Origin of the sequence: Streptomyces sp. NPDC057302 (genome assembly GCF_042667685.1) — a bacterium.
Lineage (GTDB): Bacteria > Actinomycetota > Actinomycetes > Streptomycetales > Streptomycetaceae > Streptomyces.
Window position 1 is genome coordinate 88,001 of sequence record NZ_JBHUZJ010000017.1, and the last position, 22,663, is coordinate 110,663.

The 22,663-nt window shown below is 70.9% G+C and carries 19 protein-coding genes and 1 pseudogene; 8 read left to right on the plus strand and 12 right to left on the minus strand.

What is annotated here, in order from left to right:
* Positions 1-71: 71 nt before the first annotated feature.
* Positions 72-1,475, minus strand: coding sequence for a dihydrolipoyl dehydrogenase (gene lpdA, locus ACFUPX_RS15465; RefSeq protein WP_383321345.1), 1,404 nt, complete (start codon positions 1,473-1,475; stop codon positions 72-74).
* A gap of 287 nt (positions 1,476-1,762) precedes the next feature.
* On the opposite strand from lpdA, the gene ACFUPX_RS15470 reads away from it, so the two are divergent.
* From ACFUPX_RS15470 to ACFUPX_RS15480, 3 genes are all read left to right on the plus strand, one after another.
* Positions 1,763-3,097: an 8-oxoguanine deaminase gene (locus tag ACFUPX_RS15470; RefSeq protein WP_383321348.1), complete on the plus strand. Its 1,335-nt coding sequence runs from the start codon at positions 1,763-1,765 to the stop codon at positions 3,095-3,097.
* Positions 3,098-3,685: 588 nt separating this feature from the next.
* The gene (locus ACFUPX_RS15475; protein ID WP_383321451.1) at positions 3,686-4,561 is read left to right on the plus strand and encodes a TauD/TfdA dioxygenase family protein; all 876 of its coding nucleotides are present in this window, start codon (positions 3,686-3,688) and stop codon (positions 4,559-4,561) included.
* A 32-nt stretch (positions 4,562-4,593) separates the two neighbouring features.
* Positions 4,594-5,826 (plus strand): epoxide hydrolase family protein, encoded by a 1,233-nt coding sequence (locus tag ACFUPX_RS15480; RefSeq protein ID WP_383321351.1) that lies wholly within the window; start codon positions 4,594-4,596, stop codon positions 5,824-5,826.
* A gap of 37 nt (positions 5,827-5,863) precedes the next feature.
* On the opposite strand, the gene ACFUPX_RS15485 is transcribed toward ACFUPX_RS15480, so the two are convergent.
* The gene (locus tag ACFUPX_RS15485; RefSeq protein WP_383321354.1) at positions 5,864-6,409 is read right to left on the minus strand and encodes a GNAT family N-acetyltransferase; all 546 of its coding nucleotides are present in this window, start codon (positions 6,407-6,409) and stop codon (positions 5,864-5,866) included.
* 119 nt (positions 6,410-6,528) lie between these two features.
* On the opposite strand from ACFUPX_RS15485, the gene ACFUPX_RS15490 reads away from it, so the two are divergent.
* The gene (locus tag ACFUPX_RS15490) at positions 6,529-6,939 is read left to right on the plus strand and encodes a hypothetical protein (RefSeq protein WP_383321357.1); all 411 of its coding nucleotides are present in this window, start codon (positions 6,529-6,531) and stop codon (positions 6,937-6,939) included.
* Positions 6,940-6,967: 28 nt separating this feature from the next.
* On the opposite strand, the gene ACFUPX_RS15495 is transcribed toward ACFUPX_RS15490, so the two are convergent.
* The 5 genes from ACFUPX_RS15495 to ACFUPX_RS15515 all read right to left on the minus strand — a co-directional run bounded on the left by ACFUPX_RS15495 (position 6,968) and on the right by ACFUPX_RS15515 (position 13,084).
* On the minus strand, positions 6,968-8,230 hold the full coding sequence (locus ACFUPX_RS15495) for an RNA polymerase sigma factor (protein ID WP_383321360.1): 1,263 nt from the start codon (positions 8,228-8,230) through the stop codon (positions 6,968-6,970).
* The gene (locus ACFUPX_RS15500; protein WP_383321363.1) at positions 8,227-8,580 is read right to left on the minus strand and encodes a YciI family protein; all 354 of its coding nucleotides are present in this window, start codon (positions 8,578-8,580) and stop codon (positions 8,227-8,229) included. The genes ACFUPX_RS15495 and ACFUPX_RS15500 overlap by 4 nt, the downstream gene beginning before the upstream one ends.
* Before the next feature lie 175 nt (positions 8,581-8,755).
* Positions 8,756-9,712 carry an aminoglycoside phosphotransferase family protein gene (locus ACFUPX_RS15505; protein WP_383321366.1) on the minus strand — a complete coding sequence of 319 codons (957 nt, stop codon included), beginning with the start codon at positions 9,710-9,712 and terminating at the stop codon, positions 8,756-8,758.
* A gap of 146 nt (positions 9,713-9,858) precedes the next feature.
* Positions 9,859-10,302 carry a subtilase-type protease inhibitor gene (locus tag ACFUPX_RS15510; RefSeq protein WP_383321369.1) on the minus strand — a complete coding sequence of 148 codons (444 nt, stop codon included), beginning with the start codon at positions 10,300-10,302 and terminating at the stop codon, positions 9,859-9,861.
* A 337-nt stretch (positions 10,303-10,639) separates the two neighbouring features.
* Positions 10,640-13,084 carry a polysaccharide lyase 8 family protein gene (locus tag ACFUPX_RS15515; RefSeq protein ID WP_383321372.1) on the minus strand — a complete coding sequence of 815 codons (2,445 nt, stop codon included), beginning with the start codon at positions 13,082-13,084 and terminating at the stop codon, positions 10,640-10,642.
* Positions 13,085-13,205: 121 nt separating this feature from the next.
* Between ACFUPX_RS15515 and ACFUPX_RS15520 the strand changes: the two genes are divergently transcribed.
* Positions 13,206-13,889 (plus strand): alpha/beta fold hydrolase, encoded by a 684-nt coding sequence (locus ACFUPX_RS15520; RefSeq protein ID WP_383321375.1) that lies wholly within the window; start codon positions 13,206-13,208, stop codon positions 13,887-13,889.
* A gap of 100 nt (positions 13,890-13,989) precedes the next feature.
* On the opposite strand, the gene ACFUPX_RS15525 is transcribed toward ACFUPX_RS15520, so the two are convergent.
* A complete protein-coding gene (locus tag ACFUPX_RS15525; protein WP_383321378.1) occupies positions 13,990-14,817 on the minus strand; it encodes a hypothetical protein in 828 nt (275 codons plus the stop codon).
* A gap of 233 nt (positions 14,818-15,050) precedes the next feature.
* Positions 15,051-15,875 (minus strand): annotated as a pseudogene (locus ACFUPX_RS15530) (slipin family protein); the annotation flags it as partial.
* 101 nt (positions 15,876-15,976) lie between these two features.
* On the opposite strand from ACFUPX_RS15530, the gene ACFUPX_RS15535 reads away from it, so the two are divergent.
* The gene (locus ACFUPX_RS15535; protein WP_383321454.1) at positions 15,977-16,705 is read left to right on the plus strand and encodes a class I SAM-dependent methyltransferase; all 729 of its coding nucleotides are present in this window, start codon (positions 15,977-15,979) and stop codon (positions 16,703-16,705) included.
* 48 nt (positions 16,706-16,753) lie between these two features.
* Here the strand turns inward: ACFUPX_RS15535 and ACFUPX_RS15540 are convergent, their stop codons facing one another.
* On the minus strand, positions 16,754-17,692 hold the full coding sequence (locus ACFUPX_RS15540; protein WP_383321381.1) for a GlxA family transcriptional regulator: 939 nt from the start codon (positions 17,690-17,692) through the stop codon (positions 16,754-16,756).
* A 224-nt stretch (positions 17,693-17,916) separates the two neighbouring features.
* On the opposite strand from ACFUPX_RS15540, the gene ACFUPX_RS15545 reads away from it, so the two are divergent.
* Positions 17,917-18,426, plus strand: coding sequence for a DUF2269 family protein (locus tag ACFUPX_RS15545; RefSeq protein WP_383321384.1), 510 nt, complete (start codon positions 17,917-17,919; stop codon positions 18,424-18,426).
* A gap of 154 nt (positions 18,427-18,580) precedes the next feature.
* The gene (locus tag ACFUPX_RS15550; RefSeq protein WP_383321387.1) at positions 18,581-19,579 is read left to right on the plus strand and encodes a D-2-hydroxyacid dehydrogenase; all 999 of its coding nucleotides are present in this window, start codon (positions 18,581-18,583) and stop codon (positions 19,577-19,579) included.
* A 29-nt stretch (positions 19,580-19,608) separates the two neighbouring features.
* Here the strand turns inward: ACFUPX_RS15550 and ACFUPX_RS15555 are convergent, their stop codons facing one another.
* Together ACFUPX_RS15555 and ACFUPX_RS15560 are read right to left on the minus strand one after the other, a co-directional pair.
* Positions 19,609-20,847 (minus strand): type III PLP-dependent enzyme, encoded by a 1,239-nt coding sequence (locus ACFUPX_RS15555; RefSeq protein WP_383321390.1) that lies wholly within the window; start codon positions 20,845-20,847, stop codon positions 19,609-19,611.
* A complete protein-coding gene (locus tag ACFUPX_RS15560) occupies positions 20,844-22,658 on the minus strand; it encodes an IucA/IucC family protein (protein ID WP_383321457.1) in 1,815 nt (604 codons plus the stop codon). Before ACFUPX_RS15560 ends, ACFUPX_RS15555 begins: the two co-directional genes overlap by 4 nt.
* Between the last annotated feature and the right edge of the window lie 5 nt (positions 22,659-22,663).

Consider the following 22,663-nt stretch of genomic DNA (forward strand, 5'->3'; position numbering starts at 1 on the left):
CGGACCGGGCGACCCCGCCACTTGAGCCGTTCGGCGCAAGCGGCGGGGTCGCCCCGGGAGACGGGGAGCCGCTAGAAGTTGATCATGTGTCCGGCCAGGCCGTGCACCGCTTCCTTGACCGCCTCGCCGAGCGTGGGGTGCGCGTGCACGTTGCGCGCGACCTCGTGCACCGTCAGGTCCCACTGCTGGGCCAGGGTCAGCTCGGGAAGCAGCTCCGTGACGTCGGGGCCGATCAGGTGGGCGCCGATGATCTCGCCGTACCGGGCGTCACTGATGATCTTGACGAAGCCGACGGTGTCGCCGAGGCCGTGCGCCTTGCCGTTCGCCATGAACGGGAACTTGGCGACCTTGACGTCGAAGCCCTTCTCCTTGGCCTGCGCCTCCGTCCAGCCGAAGCTGGCGATCTGCGGCTGGGAGTAGGTGGCGCGCGGGATCATCGGGTAGTCGAGTTCCATCGTCTCGGCGCCCGAGAGGGTCTCGGCGGCCACGATGCCCATGGACTCGGCGGTGTGCGCGAGCATCAGCTTCGCGGTGACGTCACCGATGGCGTAGATGTGCGGCACGTTCGTCCGCCCGCGACCGTCGATGTCGATGGCGCCGCGCTCGGTCAGCGCCACGCCCGTCGCCTCCAGGCCGAAGCCCGTGACGTTCGGTGCGAAGCCGATGGCCTGGAGGACCTTGTCCGCCTCCAGGACCTCCTGCGCGCCGTCCTTGCCGGTCACGGTGACCTTGACCTTGGGCCCCGACTCGTCGATGGACTCGACGCGGGTGGAGGTCTTCACGTCGATGCCGAGCTTGCGGTACTGCTTGGCGAGCTCCGTCGAGACGTCCGCGTCCTCCAGGGGAGCGATGCGGTCCAGGAACTCGACGATCGTCACCCGCACGCCGTAGTTGTGCAGGACGTAGGCGAACTCGATGCCGATGGCGCCGGCGCCCGCGATCACGATCGACTCGGGCACGCTGTCGGCGAGGATCTGCTCCTCGTACGTCACGACCCGCTCGGAACGCCGCGTGCCGGGCAGCAGCTTCGGCGTCGCGCCCGTGGCGATGATGCAGTTCTCGAACGTGATCGTGTCCGTGGAGCCGTCCGACTTGGCGACCTGGAGCGTGTTCGCGTCGACGAACGTGCCCCGGCCGTCGAACTCCGTGATCTTGTTCTTCTTCATCAGGAAGTGGACGCCCTTGACGCGGCCGTCCGCGACCGTGCGGCTGCGGTTGAACGCCTCGCCGTAGTCGAAGGACACGCTCCCCTCGACCTTGATGCCGTACGTCTTCTGCTCGTGCGTGAACAGATGTGCCAGCTCGGCGTTGCGCAGCAGTGCCTTGGTCGGGATACAGCCGACGTTCAGGCAGACACCTCCCCAGTACTTCTCCTCGACGACCGCTACCCGCTTGCCCAGCTGGGCGGCGCGGATGGCGGCGACATAGCCGCCGGGTCCTGCTCCGAGCACGACGACGTCGAAGCGGTCTTCCATGGGGAGGTCCTCTCTGGTGGTACGTATCTCGCGTACGGGTGGTGATACCGCTGATGGGGCGGAAGCGCTGGTGCGGACCGCCCGCTGCCACGATCATGCGTCATGTGGCCGCCTCGGCGCCGGGCGGGTGTCCCGGTGGCGCGGCGCGTGAGAGGGCCACGCACTCGGCCGGTCAAGTAGCGCCTTTCTGCCGGAGGTTCACTGTGCCCCACGATCCGCGTCCCCTCGAACCACAGCCCCATGTCACGCACAACCCGCACGGCGGACCGGCTCTTCCTGATCTCCTTGTGAAGGACGCCTCACTGCTCGTCGTGGACGGCGGACGTGAACTGCCCGGCGGCTGGGTCGCGATCACCGACGGCAGGGTGAGCGCCGTCGGAACCCCGGGCAGCGAGCCCGCGGCCCGGCGGACCGTGTCGGCGGGCGGGCGGCTCGTCACCCCCGGCCTGGTCAACACGCACCACCACATCTACCAGAACCTCACCCGCTCCTACGCACCCGCCGTCAACGGCTCCCTCTTCGACTGGCTGACCACGCTGTACCCGCTGTGGGCGGCGCTCGACGAAGAGGCCGTCCACGTCTCCGCGTACGTCGGCATGGCCGAACTCCTCATGGGCGGCTGCACGACATCGATGGACCACCTCTACGTCCACCCCCGCCCGCGCCTGGTCGACGCCGAGATCCGGGCCGCCCAGGACATCGGCTTCCGCTTCCACGCCACCCGCGGCTCGATGACACGCTCCGTGGACGACGGAGGACTGCCGCCGCGCAGCGTGACACAGGCCGAGGAGGAGGTCCTCGCCGACAGCGAGCGGCTGATCGCGGCCCACCACGACCCGGAGCCGGGCGCCCTGGTGCGCGTCGCGCTCGCGCCCTGCTCGCCCTTCTCCGTCACGAAGGAGCTGATGCGGGCCACCGCCGAACTCGCCGAACGCCACGACGTACGGCTGCACACCCACCTCGCGGAGGACCCGGACGAGGACGCGTACTGCCAAGAGGTCTACGGATGCCGCCCCGTCGAGTACTTCGAGGACGCGGGCTGGATGAGCGAGCGCACCTGGGTCGCCCACTGCATCCACCCCGACGACGCCGAACTGCGGCGCCTTGCGGCCGCCGGAGTCGGCGTCGCCCACTGCCCCAGCTCGAACATGCTCATCGGCGGCGGCACCGCGCGCGTACGCGACATGCGCGATCTCGGCCTGCCGGTCGGCATCGGCTGCGACGGCTCCGCGTCGACCGACCACGCCTCGCTGTGGATGGAGACCCGCGCCGCCCTGCTCCTGGGCCGCTACCGAGGCGGTCCCACGGCGATGACCGCACGTGACGCGCTCGACATGGCGACCCGTGGCTCCGCCCAATGCCTGGGCCGCGCGGACGAGTTGGGGCATCTGCGCCCCGGCGCCTGCGCCGACCTCGTCGTCTGGGACACCCACGAGGTCGCCCTGGCAGGGGCGTTGAGCGACCGAGTCGAGGCCTGGCTGCGCTGCGGACCCGCGCGCGCCTGGACCACGGTCGTCGCCGGGCGCGTCCTGGTGGACCGGGGCGAGCCCGTCCTGCCCGGCCTCGCGGACGCCCTGCGGGACCACGCCCGGATCGCGCGCCGGATGCAAGGGGTGGGGTGACCGGGTCAGATAGCCCAACGGGCTCTGGGCACACCCCTGTTGGAGATCCGGTACCGGGTTCACCCGGGTTCGGATCACGGGATAGTGCCGCCGCGACGGAGCGCGAGCACATGTCCCTCCGGGAGAGGTGGAGAACGCGCTGTGGCGGCAGACGTACAGTCCGGGACGACGTCCATTCCGACATCGCCCGGCAGCTACCTGGGCCTCTCGCAGGTCGTCGTGGACCGGGGCGAGCGGGGGCTGGTCGGCGTCCGGGCGCCGGTCGAGCCACCGAGCAGATCAAGGGGATCTACGAGTACGGGGGTTTGCTCCGCAAGGCATAGCCATACACAATGGTGGACATGATCCAGCACCTGACCGCCGCCGTGAGGACCTTCGGGGTCCCGTGGCGCCGTGGGTGCGAGCGATCGGGTCGATAGCTGTCCGGAGATCCGTCTCCAGCTGTCCTGCGTGCCGTCCTCGTGACGCCACCCGCTCACTCACAACTGAAGGATCACCATGGCCGTGGTTTCCCCTGCCGTCTCTCCCGCATCTCCTGCCTCGCCCCTCTCTCCCGCGCTGCGTGACGCCCGCGTCCCCGCCGACGGCATGTACGAAGGCCGCCGCACCCTGCGCCGCGTCCCCGAGGGCTGGGAAGAGCGCCCGTACGAACTGATCGACGTCGTCCCCCAGGGACGCATCATCGGCGCCGAGATCCGCGGCGTCGACCTCGCGCAGCCGCTCACGCCCGCGCTGCGCGAGGAGCTCAACCGCGCCCTCCTGGAGTGGAAGGTGCTCTTCTTCCGGGGCGCCGGTATCACCTCCGAGCAGCAGCGTGCCTTCGCCCTCAACTGGGGCGAGCTCGAGACCAATCCGCTGCTCGCGCGCGGCTCGGCCGACGACGTCGTCCGGTTCGACAAGGGCGGCAGCGCCACCCCCACGTACGAGAACGTCTGGCACGCCGACGTCACCTTCCGCGAGCGCCCCGCGCTCGGCGCCGTCCTGCAACTGCGTGAGGTGCCGCCGGTGGGCGGCGACACGATGTGGGCGGACATGGCGGCCGCGTACGACAACCTGCCCGAGGACGTCAAGGCCCGCATCGAAGGGGCCCAGGCCGTGCACGACTTCATCCCCGGCTTCGTCCGCTTCTACGGGCCCCAGAAGCTGATCCCGCTCCAGGAGCAGTTCCCGCCGGTCACCCACCCCGTCGTGCGCAGGCACCCGGAGACCGGGCGCAAGATGCTCTTCGTGAACACCTCCTTCACCACGCATATCGTGGGCATGGAGCGGGCCGAGAGCGACCGGCTGCTCGGCTACCTGGTGCGGCAGGCGCAAGTCCCGGAGTACCAGGTGCGGTTCCACTGGCAGGCGGGTGACGTCGCCTTCTGGGACAACCGCTCCACCCAGCACTACGCGGTCGACGACTACGCCCCGCACCGTCGCGTGGCCGAGCGCGTCGCGATCGCGGGTGACCGCCCGTACTGACCCCTTTCTTCGGTTCACCCGGAAGGAACCTCATGTCAGCCGCAGCGCGCTTCCCGTTGACGCCCGAGCCGATCCACGTCCCCGACGCGGTGCTCGACGACCTCAGGGCGCGGCTGCGGCTGACGAGGTGGCCCGACGACGTGGGCAACGAGGACGGGTACTACGGCGTTCGCCGCGGCTACCTCCAAGAGCTGGCCGAGTACTGGCTCCATCAGTACGACTGGCGCAAGGCCGAAGCGGCGATCAACTCCTACGAGCACTACCGGGTGAGTGTCGACGGCGTGCCGGTGCACTTCATGCGCAGGCCCGGCGTCGGCCCCGCCCCCACCCCGCTCATCCTCACGCACGGCTGGCCCTGGACCTTCTGGCACTGGTCCAAGGTCGTCGACCGGCTCGCCGACCCCGCCGCGTACGGCGGCGACCCGGCGGAGGCGTTCGACGTCATCGTCCCCTCGCTGCCCGGCTTCGGCTTCTCCGCGCCGCTGCCCGACCACCCCGACATGAACTTCTGGAAGGTCGCCGACCTCTGGCACACCTTGATGACCGACACGCTCGGCCACGAGAAGTACGCCGCAGCGGGATGCGACATCGGCGCGCTCGTCACGGGTCAGCTCGGCCACAAGTACGCCGGTGAACTGCACGGCATCCACATCGGGTCCGGCCAGAAGCTCACCATGTTCAACGGCGACCGGGGCTGGGACCTCAGCGGCGGGCAGCCGATCCCCGAGGGCCTTTCCGCGCCCGCCCACCGCCAACTCCTCTCTCTGGAACGGCGCTTCGCCGCCCACCTGGCCGTACACGTCCTTGGCCCCAGCACCCTCTCCTACGGGCTCAGCGACTCGCCGGTCGGTCTGCTCGCCTGGATCCTGGAGCGCTGGGACAAGTGGAGCGACAACCGTGGCGACGTGGAGAGCGTCTTCTCCAAGGACGATCTCCTCACCCACGCGATGATCTTCTGGGTGAACAACACCATCGGTACGTCGGTCCGCTATTACGCCAACGCCAACCGCTACCCCTGGACGCCCTCCCACGACCGGCAGCCGGCGATCGAGGCCCCCACCGGCATCACCTTCGTCGGCCACGAGAACCCGCCCGGTGTCACCACCACCGAGGAGCGGATCCGGAGCTGGCTGGGCGGCGAGCGTGCCGACTGGTATCAGCACGTCAACCTCACCGCGCACGAGGACGGCGGTCACTTCATCCCGTGGGAGATCCCCGACGGCTGGGTGAACGATCTGCGCCGTACGTTCCGCGGCCGACGCTGAGGCGTCGTGATGCTGAGGGATTGAGGGACTGCGTTGCTCAACGCTTAAGTAGCCGCTGCCACTTGACCTCGCCGTCCTGCCACTCATGGGTGGGGGCGAGGCCCGCGGCCGCTGCCACGGCCGCCGAGGCGCGGTGGTCCGGGTGGACATGGGCGATGACGCCGTGCACGGCCCGTCGGCCCGCCAGCCATTCGACGAGGCCGCGGGCAGCCTCCACCGCGAGGCCCCGCCCCTGCCAGGGGGTTCCCACGACCCAGGCGATCTCGGCGACAAGCCCTTCGCCGCCGTCGGCGGGACCGGCCGTCGCCTGCACCGTCCCGGCCAGGCAGCCCTCGTCGCGCAGCCGCAGCACCCAGTTGCACCAGGAGACCGCCGGGTCGGGGGAGCCCGCGGTCATCCGCCGGTAGCGGGCGCGCAGGGCCTGTGGATCATCCGGAGAGCCGCCGATGAAGGCGTGCAGGGCAGGATCGGCGAGCACGTCGGCCATCTCGTCCGCGTGCTCGACCTGGAGAGGTACGAGGTCGAGGCGGGCGGTGCGGATCTCCTGGGCGCGGATGATGGCCCTGCTTGGCTGACCGTTCAATTCCGTACGCCCCCCGAGGCCGAGACTCCCTGTGCGCGAGGCAGCGTAGCCGAGGAGCGGACGGGCGCGTGATCAAGGGCTGGGCTCGATTGTCAGTGGCGGCTGCGAGGATCACGACCATGAACCCGTTGCAGCTCACCGACATCGAAGAGGCTGTGCGCGCCAATTGGGGCCCCGACACGTACCCCTCGGACTCCGCCCGCGCCTGGCCCCCGGACAACCCGGCCCGCGGCCAGTGCGGCGTGACCGCGCTGGTGGTCCAGGACCTGCTGGGCGGCGAGCTGATACGGGGCGAGGTGCGCGTCGCCGACGAGTGGACCGACTACCACTGGTGGAACCGCCTGGGCATGGGCCTGGAAGTCGACCTCACCCGCGAGCAGTTCCGCCCGGAGGAGACCGTCGGCGGAGGCGTCCCCATCCCGCGACCCCCACAGATCACACGCCTCCGAGAGGAGTACGAGCTGCTGCGCGCCCGCGTCCTGGAGAAAGTGGGCGACCCGCGACATGCTCCGGACGGTGCGCGACGGTAGCTTCACCGGCGGACGCGTGAGGGTCGGTTCACGCGGCGGGCAGGCTTTCGCGGCGGGCGAGCAGGAAGGCGCGTTCGGCCGCGTTCTCGGTGCGGGTGAGGGCGGTTTCGTAGGCTCGCGATGCCTCGGCCGTGCGGCCCAGGCGGCGGAGCAGGTCGGCGCGGATGGCGTGGAAGACGTGGTAGCCGTCCAGGGCGAGTTCGTCGACCAGGGGCAGTGCCTGGGCGGGGCCCTTGACCTCGGCCACCGCGACGGCACGGTTGAGGGCCGCGACCGGGCTGGGGGCCACGGCAAGGAGCTGGTCGTACAGCTGGAGGATCTGGCCCCAGTCCGTGGCCGCCGCGGTCGACGCGTCGCTGTGGACCGCGTTGATCGCGGCCTGGATCTGGTAAGGCCCCGGCCGGTCGCGGCGCAGGCAGCGGCGGACGAGCTCCTGGCCCTCGGCGATCAGGGCGCGGTCCCACCGGCTGCGGTCCTGGTCGCCGAGGAGGACGAGCCCGCCGTCCGCGGTGGTCCTGGCCGCCCGCCGCGACTCGGAGAGCAGCATGAGGGCGAGCAGGCCAAGAGCCTCCGGCTCGTCGGGCATCAGCTCGGTCAGGAGCCGCCCCAGGCGGATGGCTTCGGCGCACAGATCGTCACGGATGAGCGCGTCACCCGCGCTGGCCGTGTGTCCCTCGTTGAAGACGAGATAGAGGACGGCGAGGACCGCGCGAAGCCGGTCCGGCAGATCGGCGTCACTGGGGATCCGGTAGGGGATGTGCGCGTCCCGGATCTTCCCCTTGGCCCGCACGATCCGCTGGGCCATGGTCGCCTCCGGCACCAGGAAGGCGTGGGCGATCTCCGCGGTGGTCAGTCCGCCGAGGAGACGCAGTGTGAGGGCCACCCGCGCCGCGGGGGCGAGCGCGGGGTGGCAGCAGGTGAAGATCAGACGCAGTCGGTCGTCACGCACGGGTCCCTCCCCGGCCGGTGGCTCCTGGGCATGCAGCAGAGCGGCCTGCGCGTGCCGGTCGTCGCGGGACGACTCCCTGCGGAGGCGGTCGATCGCGCGGTTGCGTGCGGTGGTGATGATCCAGCCCGCCGGGCTCGGCGGCAGACCGGCGGTGGGCCACCGCCGTACCGCCATGATGAACGCTTCCTGGACCGCCTCCTCGGCGATGTCGATGTCGCCGAACACGCGGACGAGGACGGCGACAGCGCGGCCGTACTCCGCCCGGAAGACGCGCTCGATCTCCTCCGACGTGACCTCGGGGGCGGGGGGAACCGATGTGCTCTCGGCGGGCTCCGACGTCACTGGCCGGACCCCTCATGGAGCGGCCTGACCTCGATGGGCAGGGTGATGGCACGGGCGACCTTGCGGCCCCAGGCGAGCGCCTCGTCCAGATCGGCAGCCTGGATGACGGTGAACCCGCCGAGGTGCTCCTTGCCCTCGACGTACGGGCCGTCGGTCGTGAGCACCTCGCTGTCCTTGAGCCGCAGCACGGTCGCCGTGCTCGGCGGGAAGAGACCCCCGCCGAACACCCAGGCGCCGGCCTCCCGCATTTCGCTCTTCACGGCTTCGAGGTCGCGCTGGATCGGTTCGAGGATCTCCGGCGCCGGTACGTCGCCGTCGGGCTGGTAGACGCTGAGCAGGTACTGGTTCATGGCTGTCTCTCCCTGGTGGATCTGCGTCGGGGGCCGGTTCGGCACCGGCCTCTCACTGTCTGTACGAACGGCGAGCGACCGGATCGACATCCGGATCGAAAGAGAAAGACGAAAGACGAAAGACGAGCGACGAACGACGAAAGATCCGCCCGGCATTCTCGCCGGGCGGATTCGCCTAGTGATCGGAGATGATCGCATCGAGGTGCCGCAGCGCCGCCGTCACGCGGGCCGGATCGTCGAAGAACGGGTCGTCAGGGACGGGCAGCGACCCCGCGAGGGCGAGCCCGCGACCACGCGCCCACGTCGCGTCGTCGACGTCGACCGCCGCGCGGAAGGCGCCCCGGGCCCCGTCGGGCAGGAACAGCCACGCGGGGAGCAGGTCGACGGCGGGGTCCCCCACGGCCAGCGTCCCGAAGTCGATGACGGCGCTCAGGCGGCCGTCGACGGCCAGGAGATTGCCGGTGGCGAGGTCGCCGTGGACCCACGAGGGCGGGCCGTCCCACGCGGGCGCCGCGAGGGCTGCCTCCCACACGGCGGTCACCGCGTCGCTGTCGACGAGATCCGCCGCCTTCAGCTTCGCGATCTTGGAGCGTACGAGGGAGTCGGCGAACAAGGAGTCGCACTCGGTGCCCACTCGCTCCCCGCGGTAGGCGTTGCTGAGCCTGGGGACCGGACCGCCCGTGGGATCGATCCGCCGCAGAGCGGTGACGAACCCGGCGAGGTCGGCCGCCGCCCGGAGCGGATCGGCCAGCGAGCCGGTCGTCGCGGTCTCGCCCTCCAGCCACCGGTAGACGGACCAGGGGAAGGGGTAGCCCTCGCCGGGCTCGCCCTTGCCCAGCGGCTCGGAGACGGCGAGCGGCAGTTGCGGGGCGAGCCATGGCAGCCAGCGCTGCTCCGCCTCCACCTGCCCGACCCATCGGCGGTAGCGCGGCAGTCGTACGGACATGTCGTCGCCGAGCCGGTAGGTCGCGTTGTCCATGCCGGACAGCGGGACCGGCGCGAGCGGCAGGTCCGCCCACCGGGGGAACTGCGCCGCGAGCAGCCGACGGACCAGATCCGTGTCGATGGACGGATCACGATCGGGCTGGGGCTCACGCTCGAAGGCCCGGTCGTCCGGTCCGCCTGATGCCATGTGGGCAACTCCTTTTACGGGCAAGCGCCTTGGACGTCGCTCAGGGCGTCGTCCAAGGCGCGATCGTGAAGGTCGGGGCCTCATCCCACCGTCAGGGCCGAGGCCGCGTCCACCCAATTACCGTCGGGCGCACGGCAGGCGGGAGGTCAGAACGCGAGGGCCGCGCCTCCCGCCACACTCGCCCGCATCTCGCAGCTGTTGCCGAAGGTCGTGGTCCACGCGACTCGTCTGCCCTGCCACACGCCGTCGACGGTGACCACCATGGGCTTCCATTCCTTCGTGCAGATCATGCCGGGTGACTTGCCGACCAGTTGCGCGAACTCGCCGTTCACCGCGCGCAGTTCGGCGCAGGCGGCGGACGCCGTGGGGTGGGTGCCCGAGGCCTTGGGCGTACAGGTCAGGGTCACGGCGCGCTGCATGGTCGCGGTGTCCGCCTCTTCGCCCTGGCCGACGGCGAGGACCAGCGACGAGGGCGCGTAGAGGCCGGCGGACGCGGCCTTGGGCTGAGCCTGCGCCGTGCCAGCGGTTCCGGACATCACACAGGCGGCCACGACAGCGGTGGCGCCCACCGTCTTGAGGAAGAAACGCACGTCAACTCTCCTTTGATGCGGGTGTTTTGCTGGTTGCGGACGGGAGTCTTGCCGGTGCGGAGAGTGAGCACCAAATGCATGGTCGATTTCCGGATGTAGGTGTCCGCTGAGCGGTCGCCGGACGGTTGTTCGGGCAGCTCAGGACGGGCGGCGGGGGCAAGGGAAGGCGCGCGAAAGGTGTCCAACATGTGGACCGGAAGCGTTGGTGCAAGCAAGAACAACTGCCTGACCTGCGAAAACAGTTGTTTGGATTTTCTACCGGAATCTACGGTAGACCGGAAAGCATCGGTGCTAAGGGTTCACGGGACCAAGGGTCCAAGGTCCCCCGGGCCCACGATCAGCCGAGCGTGACGCTGATCCGCTGACTGGCACCCTTCGTGCCGCTGAGATCCCCGAAAGTCAGCTTCAGGGAGGCGCCGGTGACCGCCGACGTGACCGTGGCGGGCTTCGCCGTCACCGCGGACACGGCACGGTTCCAGGTGAGGGTCAGCGAGGTCTGCGCGCGCATCGGGTCGCTGACGCAGATGACCGCGGTGCCGTCGCTCTTCTCGCTGATCTGCACGGAGCAGGGCGCGCTCGCGCTGAGCTTGCCCACCGTGCCGCCGAACCAGAAGTTGACCCCGGTGAAGCCGAGCGAGGGTACGGAGACCCCTTGCTGACTGTCGGTGTTGGCCAGGATCTGGAGCCATCCGCTGTCCGCGGAGCGGGCGGCCGTCTGCGCCGCGCTCGCGCCGGGCATCAGGGCGTAGGCGTACGTCCCGTTCATCGGTGCGGTGCCGTGGTCGACGTACATCGTGAGGTACTTGCGGGCGAGCGCGGTCGTCGCGCCGCCCTTGTTGATGTCGCTCCACTTGCCGGTGCGCTGTTCGCGCAGCGCCTTCACCGTCGCGCCGCCGGGGAAGACATAGCCGCCGTGGCCCCCGATGTGTGCCCACTTGGCGCCTGTGAGGGTCGCGGACCAGGGGGCGTTGGCCGGCTTGGCGGCGCCGTCCACCTGGAAGGAGGTGGTGCCCGTCGGGCCGAGGTTGCGGTTCTCGACGGTCGTCTCCACCGCCGCCCCGTCCGTGCAGACGATGCCCGCGCCCAGACAGACGATCGCGTCGTCCAGGCAGAACCACGACTTCTTCGCGCGCAGGGTGCTCTGCAGGCCCTTCAAGTACTGTCCGATGGAGGCGCGTTGCCCGTCGCTCGCGCCGCCCACCCACTTCACGTCAGGCATCGACGCGCCCCAGTCGCCGCCCGCCGCGTCCGCGAGCACCTTGCGCGACGCCGTGATGCCGGGCAGTCGGTACGGGTCGACCGTGGGCCAGAAGGCGTCGCTGTACTGCCCGTTGGCGTAGGTGTCGCCCCACCAGTAGAGCATTCCGGATCCGGTGTGCCAGCCGCGCAGATTCTCGCCGTTGCCCGTCTCGTAGTACGTGATGCGGGGATCGGCCATGCTGATCGACGCCGCCCAGCCGGGGCGCCGGTGCGTGGCGCGGGCCATGTTCGGGAAGAGGCGGTGGCCCGAGGGCTCGGCGATCGCGGTCACCGACGGGTCGTCCTCAACTCCCTTCAGCCGGGCCAGACCCGTCAGCCCGAGCGAGGCGTCGCTCAGCGGCGGGCTGTAGTAGTCGCGCCGCATCCAGCCCTTGACCAGGCCGCGCCACCGCGCGTTCTCGGCCGCGCTCGCGCCCTGACCGAGCAGCACCACCGCGGACATGATGGGGTGGCCGCGGCGGTGGTCGTCGGCCTGGATCTTCTTGGCGTCGGCCGTGGCGAGGCCGCGGCTGATGGCGCGGCCCGCCACGCCGTCCATGACGAGACCGTTGTAGATGAACGGCGCCCAGGCCTTCTCCACGGCGTCGAAGACGATCTGCTTCTTTGTGTCCGTGACCTCCCAACTGGAGCCGCGCAGAAGGGAGAAGAGCATGCCGAGGCCGCCCAGCATCACCGACCCGTACGACCCCGTGTAGGGGACGGTGGTGTGCTGGATGAACGAGCCGTCGGTGTAGAGGCCGTCGCCGGCCGTCACGTACGGGAACACGGGGGACAGGGCGTCCCTGGCCAGCGCGATCTTCGCCGATGAGCCGCCGACGACCCCGCGCAGCGCGAGCACCCGGCACAGGTCGACGCGGTTCGCGCCGGTGCTCGTCCCGGTGTAGCTGCCCACCGCCGAGTCGGGCACGAAGTGGTCCACGGCCTTGCAGTAGTTGGCGACCTGGGCCGCCGACAGCTGGTCGTACATCAGCACGCAGACGTCGAGGAGGTTCTGCGGGGCGCCTATCTGCCAGCTGTACCAGTTGCCGAACCGCGCCTGGTTCTCGTTGTAGACCTGCGTGTGGAGATGGTCGAGGCCGGTGAGGATGGTGGCCTTGAGACCCGCGTCGCCGGTCAGGCCCGTGCCCTCCTGCCGGTAGGCCTGGGCCATGGTGTTGAGCCTGCTGTAGCAGGTCACCATGTTCGCGGAGTAGCCGTACGACTCCTGGTCGGTGTCCGGATCGGGATCGGCGTACGAGGCGTCCGGCCACAGGGAGCCCGTTGCGGGGGCCATGGTGGCGCGCAACTCCCGTGCCGTGGCGCCAAGTTCAGTGAGACGGCTCTTGAAGGGCTCGGCAGTGGGGGAGAAGCCCTCTCCGAGCGTCAAGGTGCGCCACTTGCCGCGCAGCGCTTCGTACGCGTCGGCCGTCACCGCCTCCGCTGCCGCGGCCTCGTCGGAGAGCGGCAGCCCCGGGGCCGACAGGGCGAGGGCGGAGCCGCCGGTGGTGAGCAGGAAGGCGCGGCGGGACCAAGGAGAGTGCATGGGGTCTCCGGTGGTGAGCGGGGAGGCGGGGGCGCCGGAAGAGGCAGGAGAGCAAGCGCTTTCTAGCATGGGTCCAGGCCACTGCTCAATGGGTCGCGCAACGCGCTGTAGCGTCAGGGGTATGAACGATCACGCAGTGGTGGATGTGGGCGACGTACGCCTGGCCTATCGGACCTGGGGCGACTCGTACGGAGCGCCCGTCGTGCTGCTGCACGGGCTCGGCGATTCCTCGGCGTCCTGGGAGCAGGTCGGGCAGGTGCTCGGCCAGGAGTGGCGCGTGTACGCCATCGATCTGCGCGGGCACGGGGAGAGCGACTGGCCGGACGAGTACTCGGTCGAGCTGATGCGCGAGGACGTGCTCGGCTTCCTCGACGAGCTCGGCCTCGACCGCGTCGGCGTCGTGGGCCACTCCATGGGCGGGGTCGTGGCGTACCTGCTCGCCCAGGAGCACCCGGACCGCGTCGAGCGCCTCGTCCTGGAGGAGACGCCGCCGCCCTACCCGCGCGACATGGTCGAAGCCCCCCGCCCCGAGGGCGCCCTCGACTTCGACTGGCCCGTGTCCCCCGCCGTCCGCGCCCAGATCTTCGACCCCGACCCGGAGTGGGCCGAGCGGCTCGGCGAGATCGTCGCGCCGACGCTGATCGTGGCGGGCGGGATGGACAGCAGCATGCCGCAGGAGCGCATCCCCGACATGGCCACGGAGATCCCCGACTCCCGGCTGATCACGATCCCGGTCGGGCACTCGGTGCACGAGGCGAGCCCGCAGCAGTTCGCGGAGCAGGTCAGCGAGTTCTTCACCAGCTGAGCCGAGCTGAGCCGAGCCGATCTGGGCTACTGGGCTGGGCATTCCCGACAGTGCGGGGCGTGGTCCCACCACGCCCCGCACCGCGTCCGTCGCGCAGGTGCTACGCCGGGCGTGGCCGTGACTGGTGGAGGCGGGTGTAGTAGCGGCCCTCCGCCTCCAGGCCCGTGGGATCGTCACCGGCTTCGAGCACCTGGTCCACCGCGCTGCTCTGCTCGGCGAGATCGCTGAACAGCCGCTGCGGATACGTCCGTTCGGGATCGGTCTCGGTGGCGAGACCATGGGTTCCCAGCACCGTCAGGATCTCCTGGAACGGCACCGTGCGCAGGACGAACGCGCTCACCCACACCGGTACGCGCGTCGCGTCGAGAAGCGCGCCGAAGGTGTGATGCGTGATGTAGCCGATGCCTCCGGTGACCGTGATCAGGCCGACGCGCCCCATCGCGCGGCGCAGCCCGTCGCTGGGCGGGTGACGCTCCAGGTTCTCCGCATACGCCTCGTCGAGCAGCCCCACCTCCAAGGCGTAGCGCGTCGCGTTCTCGGCCGTATCCAGTCCGATGACCGGGACCGCGTCCTCGCGCCGGCGCGAGGCGTAGAACTCCTTGTCGCACTCGACGAGCTCACCCCGGGTGAGGGCGCAGGTCTTGGCACTGGTGTAGTGCGCGTACAGATCCGCGAGCGTGAGGTCGTGGTTGAGCAGCGCCGCGTTGATCCCGTAGGAGCAGCAGAGGTCGAGGACCGTGACGGGCAGGTGGGTGCCGCGCACCCCGGACCGCTGGGCGAGCGTGCGCCGGAAGACGTCCTGGGCCTGCTGCGGTATCTCGTACTGAAGGGGCGCGAGCGTGCGGAAGTAGGCGCGGGGGTCGGGCTCGTCGTAGATGTCGTCGAACCGGGTCTTGCCTGCTGCGGTGGTGGTGCGGGCACCGGTCATGAGGCATGCCTCCTCGTGCTGAGTGGTGGGTCTGCGGCCGCGATACGTCTACCTGACCCATGGCTCAACCCGATAGACCTCCTGGCGGTAACCGGCCATGAGGCCCGCTACGCCTCCCTGACGCCGCCCCCGACCGTCCCCTGTGCACGCTGGTCAAAGGCCGGTGCTCCGCTGTTGTCCAAGAAGACCTCCGAAGATGGTTTGAGCCCGAACGGCTGGGACCGGGCCTATGTGGGGGCGGGTCGGTCCGCAATCGGCTCCGCCGAAGGTGCGGGTGGGGCGGGCAGAGGCGGCTGTGGCTGCTGAGCCTTCTCCAGGAAGCGGAGCAGCTCCACGGGGAAGGGCAGCACGAGTGTCGAGTTCTTCTCGGCGGCGACCGCCACCACCGTCTGCAGCAGCCGCAGTTGCAGCGCCGCGGGCTCGTCCGCCATCTCGTGCGCGGCCTGCGCGAGCTTCTTGGAGGCCTGGAGTTCGGCGTCCGCGTTGATGACGCGGGCCCGCCGCTCGCGGTCGGCCTCGGCCTGCCGGGCCATGGAGCGTTTCATCGTCTCCGGAAGCGATACGTCCTTGATCTCGACCCGGTCGATCTGCACGCCCCATCCCATGGCAGGGGAGTCGATCATCAACTCCAGGCCCTGGTTGAGTTTTTCCCGGTTGGAGAGCAGATCGTCCAGGTCGCTCTTGCCGATGATCGAACGGAGCGACGTCTGCGCCATCTGCGAGACCGCGAAACGGTAGTCCTCGACCTTGATCACCGCGTCCGCCGCGTCGACCACCTTGAAGTAGATGACCGCGTCCACGCGGACCGTGACGTTGTCCCGGGTGATGCCGTCCTGGGCGGGGACCGGCATCGTCACGATCTGCATGTTCACCTTGCTCAGCCGGTCCACCCCGGGGACGATCATGGTGAATCCCGGCTGGCGGACTTCCTCCCGCAGCCTGCCGAGACGGAACACCACGCCCCGCTCGTACTGCTTGACCACGCGGGCCGCCGTCGCCGCGTACATGAACCCGGCTGCCGCGACCGCGGCCCCTGCTGTGAGCAGCTCTTCGATCATGACGACCCCCTATCTTCCGAGTCGCCCTTCACAACAAAGATATGCCCAGGTTTGTCCATGGTCGAGCCCCTGCCGTCCCGCCGCTGACTAGGGTGGGCATGGTGTTCACCTCTCAGGGACCCACGCTCCGCGAACTGGCCGTGCAGGCTCTCTCCTCGATCGAGGACGGCTATGACCTGCTGGCCCCGAAGTTCGACCACACCCCGTTCCGCACACCCGACCGGATGCTCGACGCGGTCGCGGACGCGCTGCGTGGTCTGGGGCCGTTCGACGCGGGTCTCGACGTCTGCTGCGGTACCGGCGCGGGCGTCCGGACGCTGCTGCCGCTGTGCCGGGAGCGGGTCACCGGCGTCGACTTCAGTACGGGGATGCTGGAGCGGGCGCGGGCCGCGGTGGTCGCCGGGGATGGGGGGCCCGCGGTGGAATGGGTGCGGGCCGACGCGCTCGCCCTGCCCTTCACGGGGGCCTTCGACCTGGCGGTGAGCTTCGGGGCGTTCGGGCACTTCCTGCCCGCCGAGAGGCCGCGGCTCTTCGCGCAGGTCAACGGTGCGCTGCGGCCCGGCGGGGTCTTCGCCTTCCCGGTCGGCGCCCCGCAGCCCATGACCTCGCCGCTGTACTGGGCGCTGCTCGGCTTCGACGGGGTGATGCGGGTGCGGAACCTGCTGTGGCGACCGCCGTTCGTCATGTACTACCGGACCTTCCCGCTGCGGGGCGTCATCGACGATCTGCGCGGGGCCGGGTTCGCGGTGCGGCTGCGCCCGCTGGAGGAGTTCGGCCGCCGGGCCGACGGCAGCCCGCACTGGTGCCTCGTCGAGGCGCGGAAGTCCTGAGCGTCACCGCGTCACCCGGCCTCACCCAACGTCACGTGGCGCCCTCGCTCACTGGAACGCCCTGCGGTAGGCCTGCGGGCTGACACCGGCGACGCGCTTGAAGCGGTCGCGGAAGGCCGTGGGTGAGCCGAAGCCGACCTGCACGGCGATGCGCTCGACGGTGTGCCCCGTCGTTTCGAGCAGGTACTGGGCCTGCCGGACCCGTGTGCGGTGCAGCCACTGCAGCGGCGTGCTGCCCGTCTGCTCCCGGAAGCGGCGCAGCAGGGTGCGGGTGCTCATGCCCGCCCGCCCCGCGATGTCCTCCAGGGTGAGCTCGCGTCCGGCGTTCTCCTCCAGCCAGTGCAGGAGCGGTTCGAGCTCCGATCCCTGCGGTGTGGGCGGCGCCTCGGAGACGATGAACTGGGCCTGGCCGCCCTCGCGTTCCAGGGGCATCACCGAGAGGCGGGCCGCGTCCGCGGCGACGGCGGAGCCGTAGTCCCGGCGGATCAGGTGCAGACACAGGTCGAGCCCGGCGGCGGCGCCCGCGGACGTCAGGATCTGCCCGTTGTCGACGTAGAGCACGTCCGGGTCGACGTCGATGTCGGGATGGCGCTCGGCGAGCCCGGCCGCGGCCATCCAGTGCGTGGTGGCGCGCAGCCCGGAGAGCAGGCCGGCCGCGGCGAGCGTGAAGGTGCCCGCGCAGATGGAGGCGATCCGCGTGCCGTCGGCCGCCGCGTCCCGCAGCGCGTCGAGCACCGCGCCGGGGACCGGCAGGGACACGTCCGCCGTGCCGGGCACGATGATCGTGTCCGCGTCCGCGAGCCCTTCGAGACCCCACGGTGCCTGGAGCGTGAACAGGCCGGCGTCGATCCGGGGCGCCGCGGCGCAGACCCGCACCCGGTAGCCGGGCCGCCCGCCGGGCAGCCGGGTACGGCTGAAGACCTCGATGGGGGTGGACAGGTCGAACGGGACGACGGTGTCCAGCGCCAGGACGGCCACGGTATGCATGGCGGCAACGTACGGCAGAGCCGCCATCCCGCCAAGCCCGCACACAGGGACCGGGGCTTTCGCATGTCCCGCTACCTGGGCAGGGAGCTGATGGCGGTATCTCTGCGGAGCCTGTCACTAATGCCACTGTCGGCGGGCGTCCGCGCTGGCTAATCTCGGCGACCGGGTCCCGATCGGGAGCCATCCGATCTCCGCCGTCCGACGAAATCCCGAGGGCTCCCGCTGTGACCAAGTTCCTTCTCACGCTCCATGTGCTGGCCGCGATACTCGCCGTCGGCCCGGTCGCCGTCGCCGCCAGCATGTTCCCCCCGGCGCTGCGCCGCGCACAGGCCGACCCGCAGGACACGGCGGCCGTCGCCTCGCTGCGCCTGCTCCAGCGCATCTGCTCCGTGTACGCGTTCGTCGGCATCGCCGTCCCCATCACCGGACTGGTGACCGCGGGCAGCCTGCACGTGCTCGGCAGCCCCTGGCTGATCGCCTCGATCACCCTCACGATGGCCGCGGCCGCGGTGCTCATCGTCCTCGTCCTGCCCCGTCAGGAGGCGGCACTCGAAGCGGTGACGGGCGAAAGTGGCGACGGGACCCGCGGTGAACCGGCCGAGGGGGCGGGCGTGGTGACCGTGGGGGCGCGCGCGGGATTTCAACTCGCCATGTACACAGGTGTGTTCAACCTGTTGTGGGCCGCTGTCACTGTCCTTATGATCATCCGTCCGGGCTCCACGACCGGAGCATAGCCCTTGATATGTAAGCGAGTTGGGGCCGTCGAGTGGGGAGCGTTCGTCTTCTCCGACGACACGGACGGATCGCTGTTGACCCCCGTGGAGCGGAAGCCCTAAGTTCGGTGAACGTGCGTTCACCAGCGCTTTCCGCACCACGGGGGTATCAGGGATGGTCCGTGCACCACATGATCCGCAGGCCTCTGACCGGGTCACCCTGCCTCCGGACGCCGGCCTCTATGTGGAGCTCGCGCTCGACGTCGCAGAACAGGATCGGCTGCGCGCCGTCGCACCGGGCCCCGTCTGGTTCGCCGAACCGGACTCCGCATCCGCCGACGACGCGCGTGTCCTCGCCGAATCCCACATAGCCCTCGGAAACCCGGGGGCGGACCGCGTGGCGAGGGCGCCGCAACTGCGCTGGATGCAACTCGCGTCCGTCGGTATCGACCGCTACGTAGGCCTGGACTGGCCGGCCCTGGAAGGGCGTCTCACCGTCACCAACCTCGGCGGACTCTTCGCCGACCCGGTCGCGGAGACCTGCCTGGCGGGCATCCTCGCGCTCTACCGGGGCGTCGACGTGCTGGCGGGACTCCGCGCCGGGGAGTCCTGGTCGAAGCTCGACGTCCGGCCCGGCCTGCGACTCCTGGGCGGCGCGAACGTCCTCATCCTGGGCAAGGGATCCATCGCCCTGCGCCTCGCGGAACTCCTCGCGCCCTTCGGCTGCTCCGTCGCGCACTTCGCACGGAGCGACGGACACCTGCGCACCCGGCAGGAACTCGACGCCAGGCTCCCCGAGTTCGACATCGTCGTGGGACTGCTCCCGGACACGGCCGACACGGCGGACCTCTTCGACCGGCGCCGCGTCGACCGGCTGCGCCCCGGCGCGGTCTTCGTGAACGCCGGTCGCGGCACGCTCGCGGACGAGACAGCCCTGGTCGCCGCCCTCGCCTCCGGACGCCTCGGCGGCGCGGTCCTCGACGTCACCCGCGAGGAGCCGCTGCCCGCCGGGCACCCGCTGTGGAGCTGCCCGAACGTCATCCTCACCCAGCACACCGCGGGCGGCTCACGCGAGGAGACGGAGCGGATCCTCGACCTGTTCGCGGACAACTGCAGGCGGCTCGCCGACGGGGAGCCGCTGCGCAACGTCGTGCGGTGGTCTCAGGGGTACTAGAGGTACTAGAGGTACTAGAGGTACGAGCGTCAGCAAGGCGAGGGTGGGGCGCTCACCGCCGGTGGCCGGAGGAAGTGGAAGCCGGGCCGCGGGTGCATGAGGAAGTCGTGGTGCGAGATGTTCCACGCGTACGCACCCGCCATCGCGAACACCACCCGGTCCCCGGCCCGCAGCCCCGCCACCGCAACCCGCCGGGACAGGACGTCCTTCGGGGTGCACAACTGCCCCGCGAAGGTCACCCGGTCCTGCCGCGCCTCGGACCGCGGCCAGGGATGCGGCCACGGCTCGCGCGCGGGGAGCACGGTGCAGGGCTGGTCGTGGCCCTTGGCCGCCGGGGTGCGCAGATGGTGGGTGCCGCCGCGCACCACCGCGAACTCCTCGCCGTGGCTCTGCTTCACGTCCAGGACCTCGGTCGCGTACCAGCCGCAGTACGCGGTCAGCGCCCGCCCCGGCTCGATGCGCAGCGTCAGACCGGGGTGCGCCGCGCAGAGCCCGGCGAGGCCGTCGCCGTACGCGGCCCAGTCGAAGCGCGCCCCTGGCTCCGCGTAGTCCACGCCCATCCCGCCGCCGACGTTCACCTCCGGCAGCCGGATGCCGTGCCGCCGGGCGAGCGCCTGCGACCAGGTCACGATGGACCCGGCCACCGCCAGCTGCCGCGGTGCGTCGAGTCCGCTGGCCAGGTGGGCGTGCACGCCCAGCAGTTGGAGCTGGGGGAAGCCGCCCTCGGCGAACCCGGCGACCGCGGAGTCCGCCTCGCCCGGGTCGATGCCGAACGGGGTGGGGCGCCCTCCCATGGCGAGGGAACTGCCCGCCAGGGACTCCGCGCCGAGGTCGAGATTGAACCGGAGCAGGACACCGACGCGGGCGTGCGGCACGACGCGGGCGGCGACCGCGGCCAGCATCCGCAGCTCGTACGCGCTCTCCACATGGAAGCGCTCCACGCCGAGCTCAAGGGCGGCCGTGATCTCGTCGGGCGTCTTGCCCGGCCCGCCGAAGGCCAGCGGACGACCCGTCACCGCCGCGGCTACATGGGCGAGTTCACCGCCCGACGAGACCTCGTAGCCGTCGACGTGCGGCCCGAGCGCGGTCAGGATCTCCGGCTCCGGATTGGCCTTGGCGGCGTAGTACAGCTCGACCTGCCGGGGCAGGGCGGCGCGCACGGCGGCGGCATGCGCGTCCAGTGCCGACAGGTCGTACAGATAGGCGGGCAGTTCAGCCGGAGCCAGGCCGAGGGCGCGGTCACGTACGGCGGGAGTGGGGGCGGTCATCCTGCGGCGCTCCAAGGTGCGTCGGTGCGGGCACCCAGGTCCCGTACGTGCTCGGCGAGCGGAAAGGGTGAGGTGAGCCGGACGTATCCCGCGTCCCGGTCGGCCTTGCGCTCCCAGCGGGTGAGCAGATTGGCCTTGGCGGGCAGCGGTACTCCCGCGAGCAGGGCGCTGAGCCGGGGCGGGCAGCCGTGCGTGTCGGCGAACTCCTGCACGACGGCGCGCACTTGGGCCCAGAGTGCGGGCTCGGTGTGCGGGTGGAGATCGGCGATGGCGGCCAGCAGTTCGGCGACGTGGTTGACCAGCAGGCAGTAGATGACTCGGTCCCAGCCGCGCTGCGCGTCGTACGTCATCGGGGCCGCGACCTCGGGCGGGAGCGCGGCCAGGGTCTTCGCGTGACGCTCGGGCAGCAGCTTGGTGCCCTCCAGGTCGCGGAAGAGAACTTGGGCGGGCATGCCGTTGTCGTCGACGCAGATCAGGACGTTCTGCAGGTGCGGTTCGAGCACCAGGCCGTGGTCGAAGTACGCGGCGAGCACCGGCGGCAGCAGGAGCCGCAGGTACGTCCGCCACCATTCGAGCGCCCGCTGCGGCGCCGCGCCGTCGAGCAGCCGGGAGATGTGGGCGGGCCCGGTCGGATACTCGTCCGCGACGGCCGCGGCGAGCAGTGGCGTCGTGCCGGGCAGGAGCCGTCCTGCCAGGCCTTCGCGGACGATGACGCCGAAGCCTTCCAGGAGGGCCAGGTCGGGGCGGCCGTCGGGGCCCGTGAGCGCCAGGCTGCGGTAGGCGGGCTCGCGGAGCACGGCGCTGCCGGGGAAGCGGGCGGCCAGGTCGTCCAGGGCGCCTTCGAGTACGCGGGTCAGTGCGACGGCGCCCGACAGCTCGTAACTCGCGTTCTTGCGCAGGCAGTTGGTGATGCGGACGTTCAGGCTGAACTTCAGGAAGGTGTCACCGTCGTACAGCGTGCGCACGGAGGCGGTGGCCGCGAAGGGGGAGCCGCCGGGGCCCAGGTCGATGACGTCCCGGCGGTCAAGGGCCGCGCGCAGTCCCGGGTGCTCCCGCAGCAGGTCGTACTGCCACGGGTGCACGGGCAGGAGACGGTAGCCGTCCGGCACGCTCCCGAGGCGGTCGAGCGGCGCCGTGGCGTCCGGCCGCACCGACTCCTCGGCGACGAGGCCGTCCCGTACGGCGAGGTGGCGCAGCGGGAAGGAGGCCGCGGTCTCGGGGGCGTACGCGGACCAGTCGGCGAGGTCGCCGCCGCGCGCCTTGGGGGTGGGGTGGAAGCGGTGGCCGAACAGCAGGGACTGCTCGGAGGCTAGGTAGTCCGCGAGCCGCTGCGGGGCGCCGCTCCCCGTGGCGGGGGCAGGCCGGTCGGCGGCGATCGCGGCGCTGACGCCCTCGTGGCTGGAGGCGATCTGCTCCAGGAACTCCTCGTTGCTGACGCCCGTACGCAGCGAGAGCTCGGCGTGCGTGTACTCGGCGAGGCGCGGCCAGTCCACCTCCACCCAGGCGCCGTCGCGCTGTTCGGTCACCGGGCCGGTGAAGCGGTGGGCGCCCAGGAGGGACGTGCGGCGCAGTGCCACGCGCAGGAGGACCCCGCGGCGCGGCAGCCGCAGCAGGAGGCCGCCGTCGACGACGGCGGTCTGGTGCTCGGGCCCCGAGACCTCGCGCAGCAGGCAGTTGAGGAGGGTGTGCGTCACCGCGTGGTCGGCGCTGGGCAGACGGGTGGGCGCGGCGCCGGCGACGGGGGCGCCTGCGATGAGCGCGGCGGCCTTGGCGGGCGCCCAGGACGGGGCGGAGAAAATGCCGGTCGGCATGGACA

Bases quoted from the DNA above. Each gene is read 5' to 3' on its own strand.
- lpdA (WP_383321345.1), bottom strand. From the start codon at position 1,475: ATGGAAGACCGCTTCGACGTCGTCGTGCTCGGAGCAGGACCCGGCGGC.
- ACFUPX_RS15475 (WP_383321451.1), top strand. From the start codon at position 3,686: ATGTACGAAGGCCGCCGCACCCTGCGCCGCGTCCCCGAGGGCTGGGAA.
- ACFUPX_RS15480 (WP_383321351.1), top strand. From the start codon at position 4,594: ATGTCAGCCGCAGCGCGCTTCCCGTTGACGCCCGAGCCGATCCACGTC.
- ACFUPX_RS15490 (WP_383321357.1), top strand. From the start codon at position 6,529: ATGAACCCGTTGCAGCTCACCGACATCGAAGAGGCTGTGCGCGCCAAT.
- ACFUPX_RS15500 (WP_383321363.1), bottom strand. From the start codon at position 8,580: ATGAACCAGTACCTGCTCAGCGTCTACCAGCCCGACGGCGACGTACCG.
- ACFUPX_RS15505 (WP_383321366.1), bottom strand. From the start codon at position 9,712: ATGGCATCAGGCGGACCGGACGACCGGGCCTTCGAGCGTGAGCCCCAG.
- ACFUPX_RS15515 (WP_383321372.1), bottom strand. From the start codon at position 13,084: ATGCACTCTCCTTGGTCCCGCCGCGCCTTCCTGCTCACCACCGGCGGC.
- ACFUPX_RS15520 (WP_383321375.1), top strand. From the start codon at position 13,206: ATGAACGATCACGCAGTGGTGGATGTGGGCGACGTACGCCTGGCCTAT.
- ACFUPX_RS15525 (WP_383321378.1), bottom strand. From the start codon at position 14,817: ATGACCGGTGCCCGCACCACCACCGCAGCAGGCAAGACCCGGTTCGAC.
- ACFUPX_RS15540 (WP_383321381.1), bottom strand. From the start codon at position 17,692: ATGCATACCGTGGCCGTCCTGGCGCTGGACACCGTCGTCCCGTTCGAC.
- ACFUPX_RS15550 (WP_383321387.1), top strand. From the start codon at position 18,581: ATGGTCCGTGCACCACATGATCCGCAGGCCTCTGACCGGGTCACCCTG.
- ACFUPX_RS15555 (WP_383321390.1), bottom strand. From the start codon at position 20,847: ATGACCGCCCCCACTCCCGCCGTACGTGACCGCGCCCTCGGCCTGGCT.
- ACFUPX_RS15560 (WP_383321457.1), bottom strand. From the start codon at position 22,658: ATGCCGACCGGCATTTTCTCCGCCCCGTCCTGGGCGCCCGCCAAGGCC.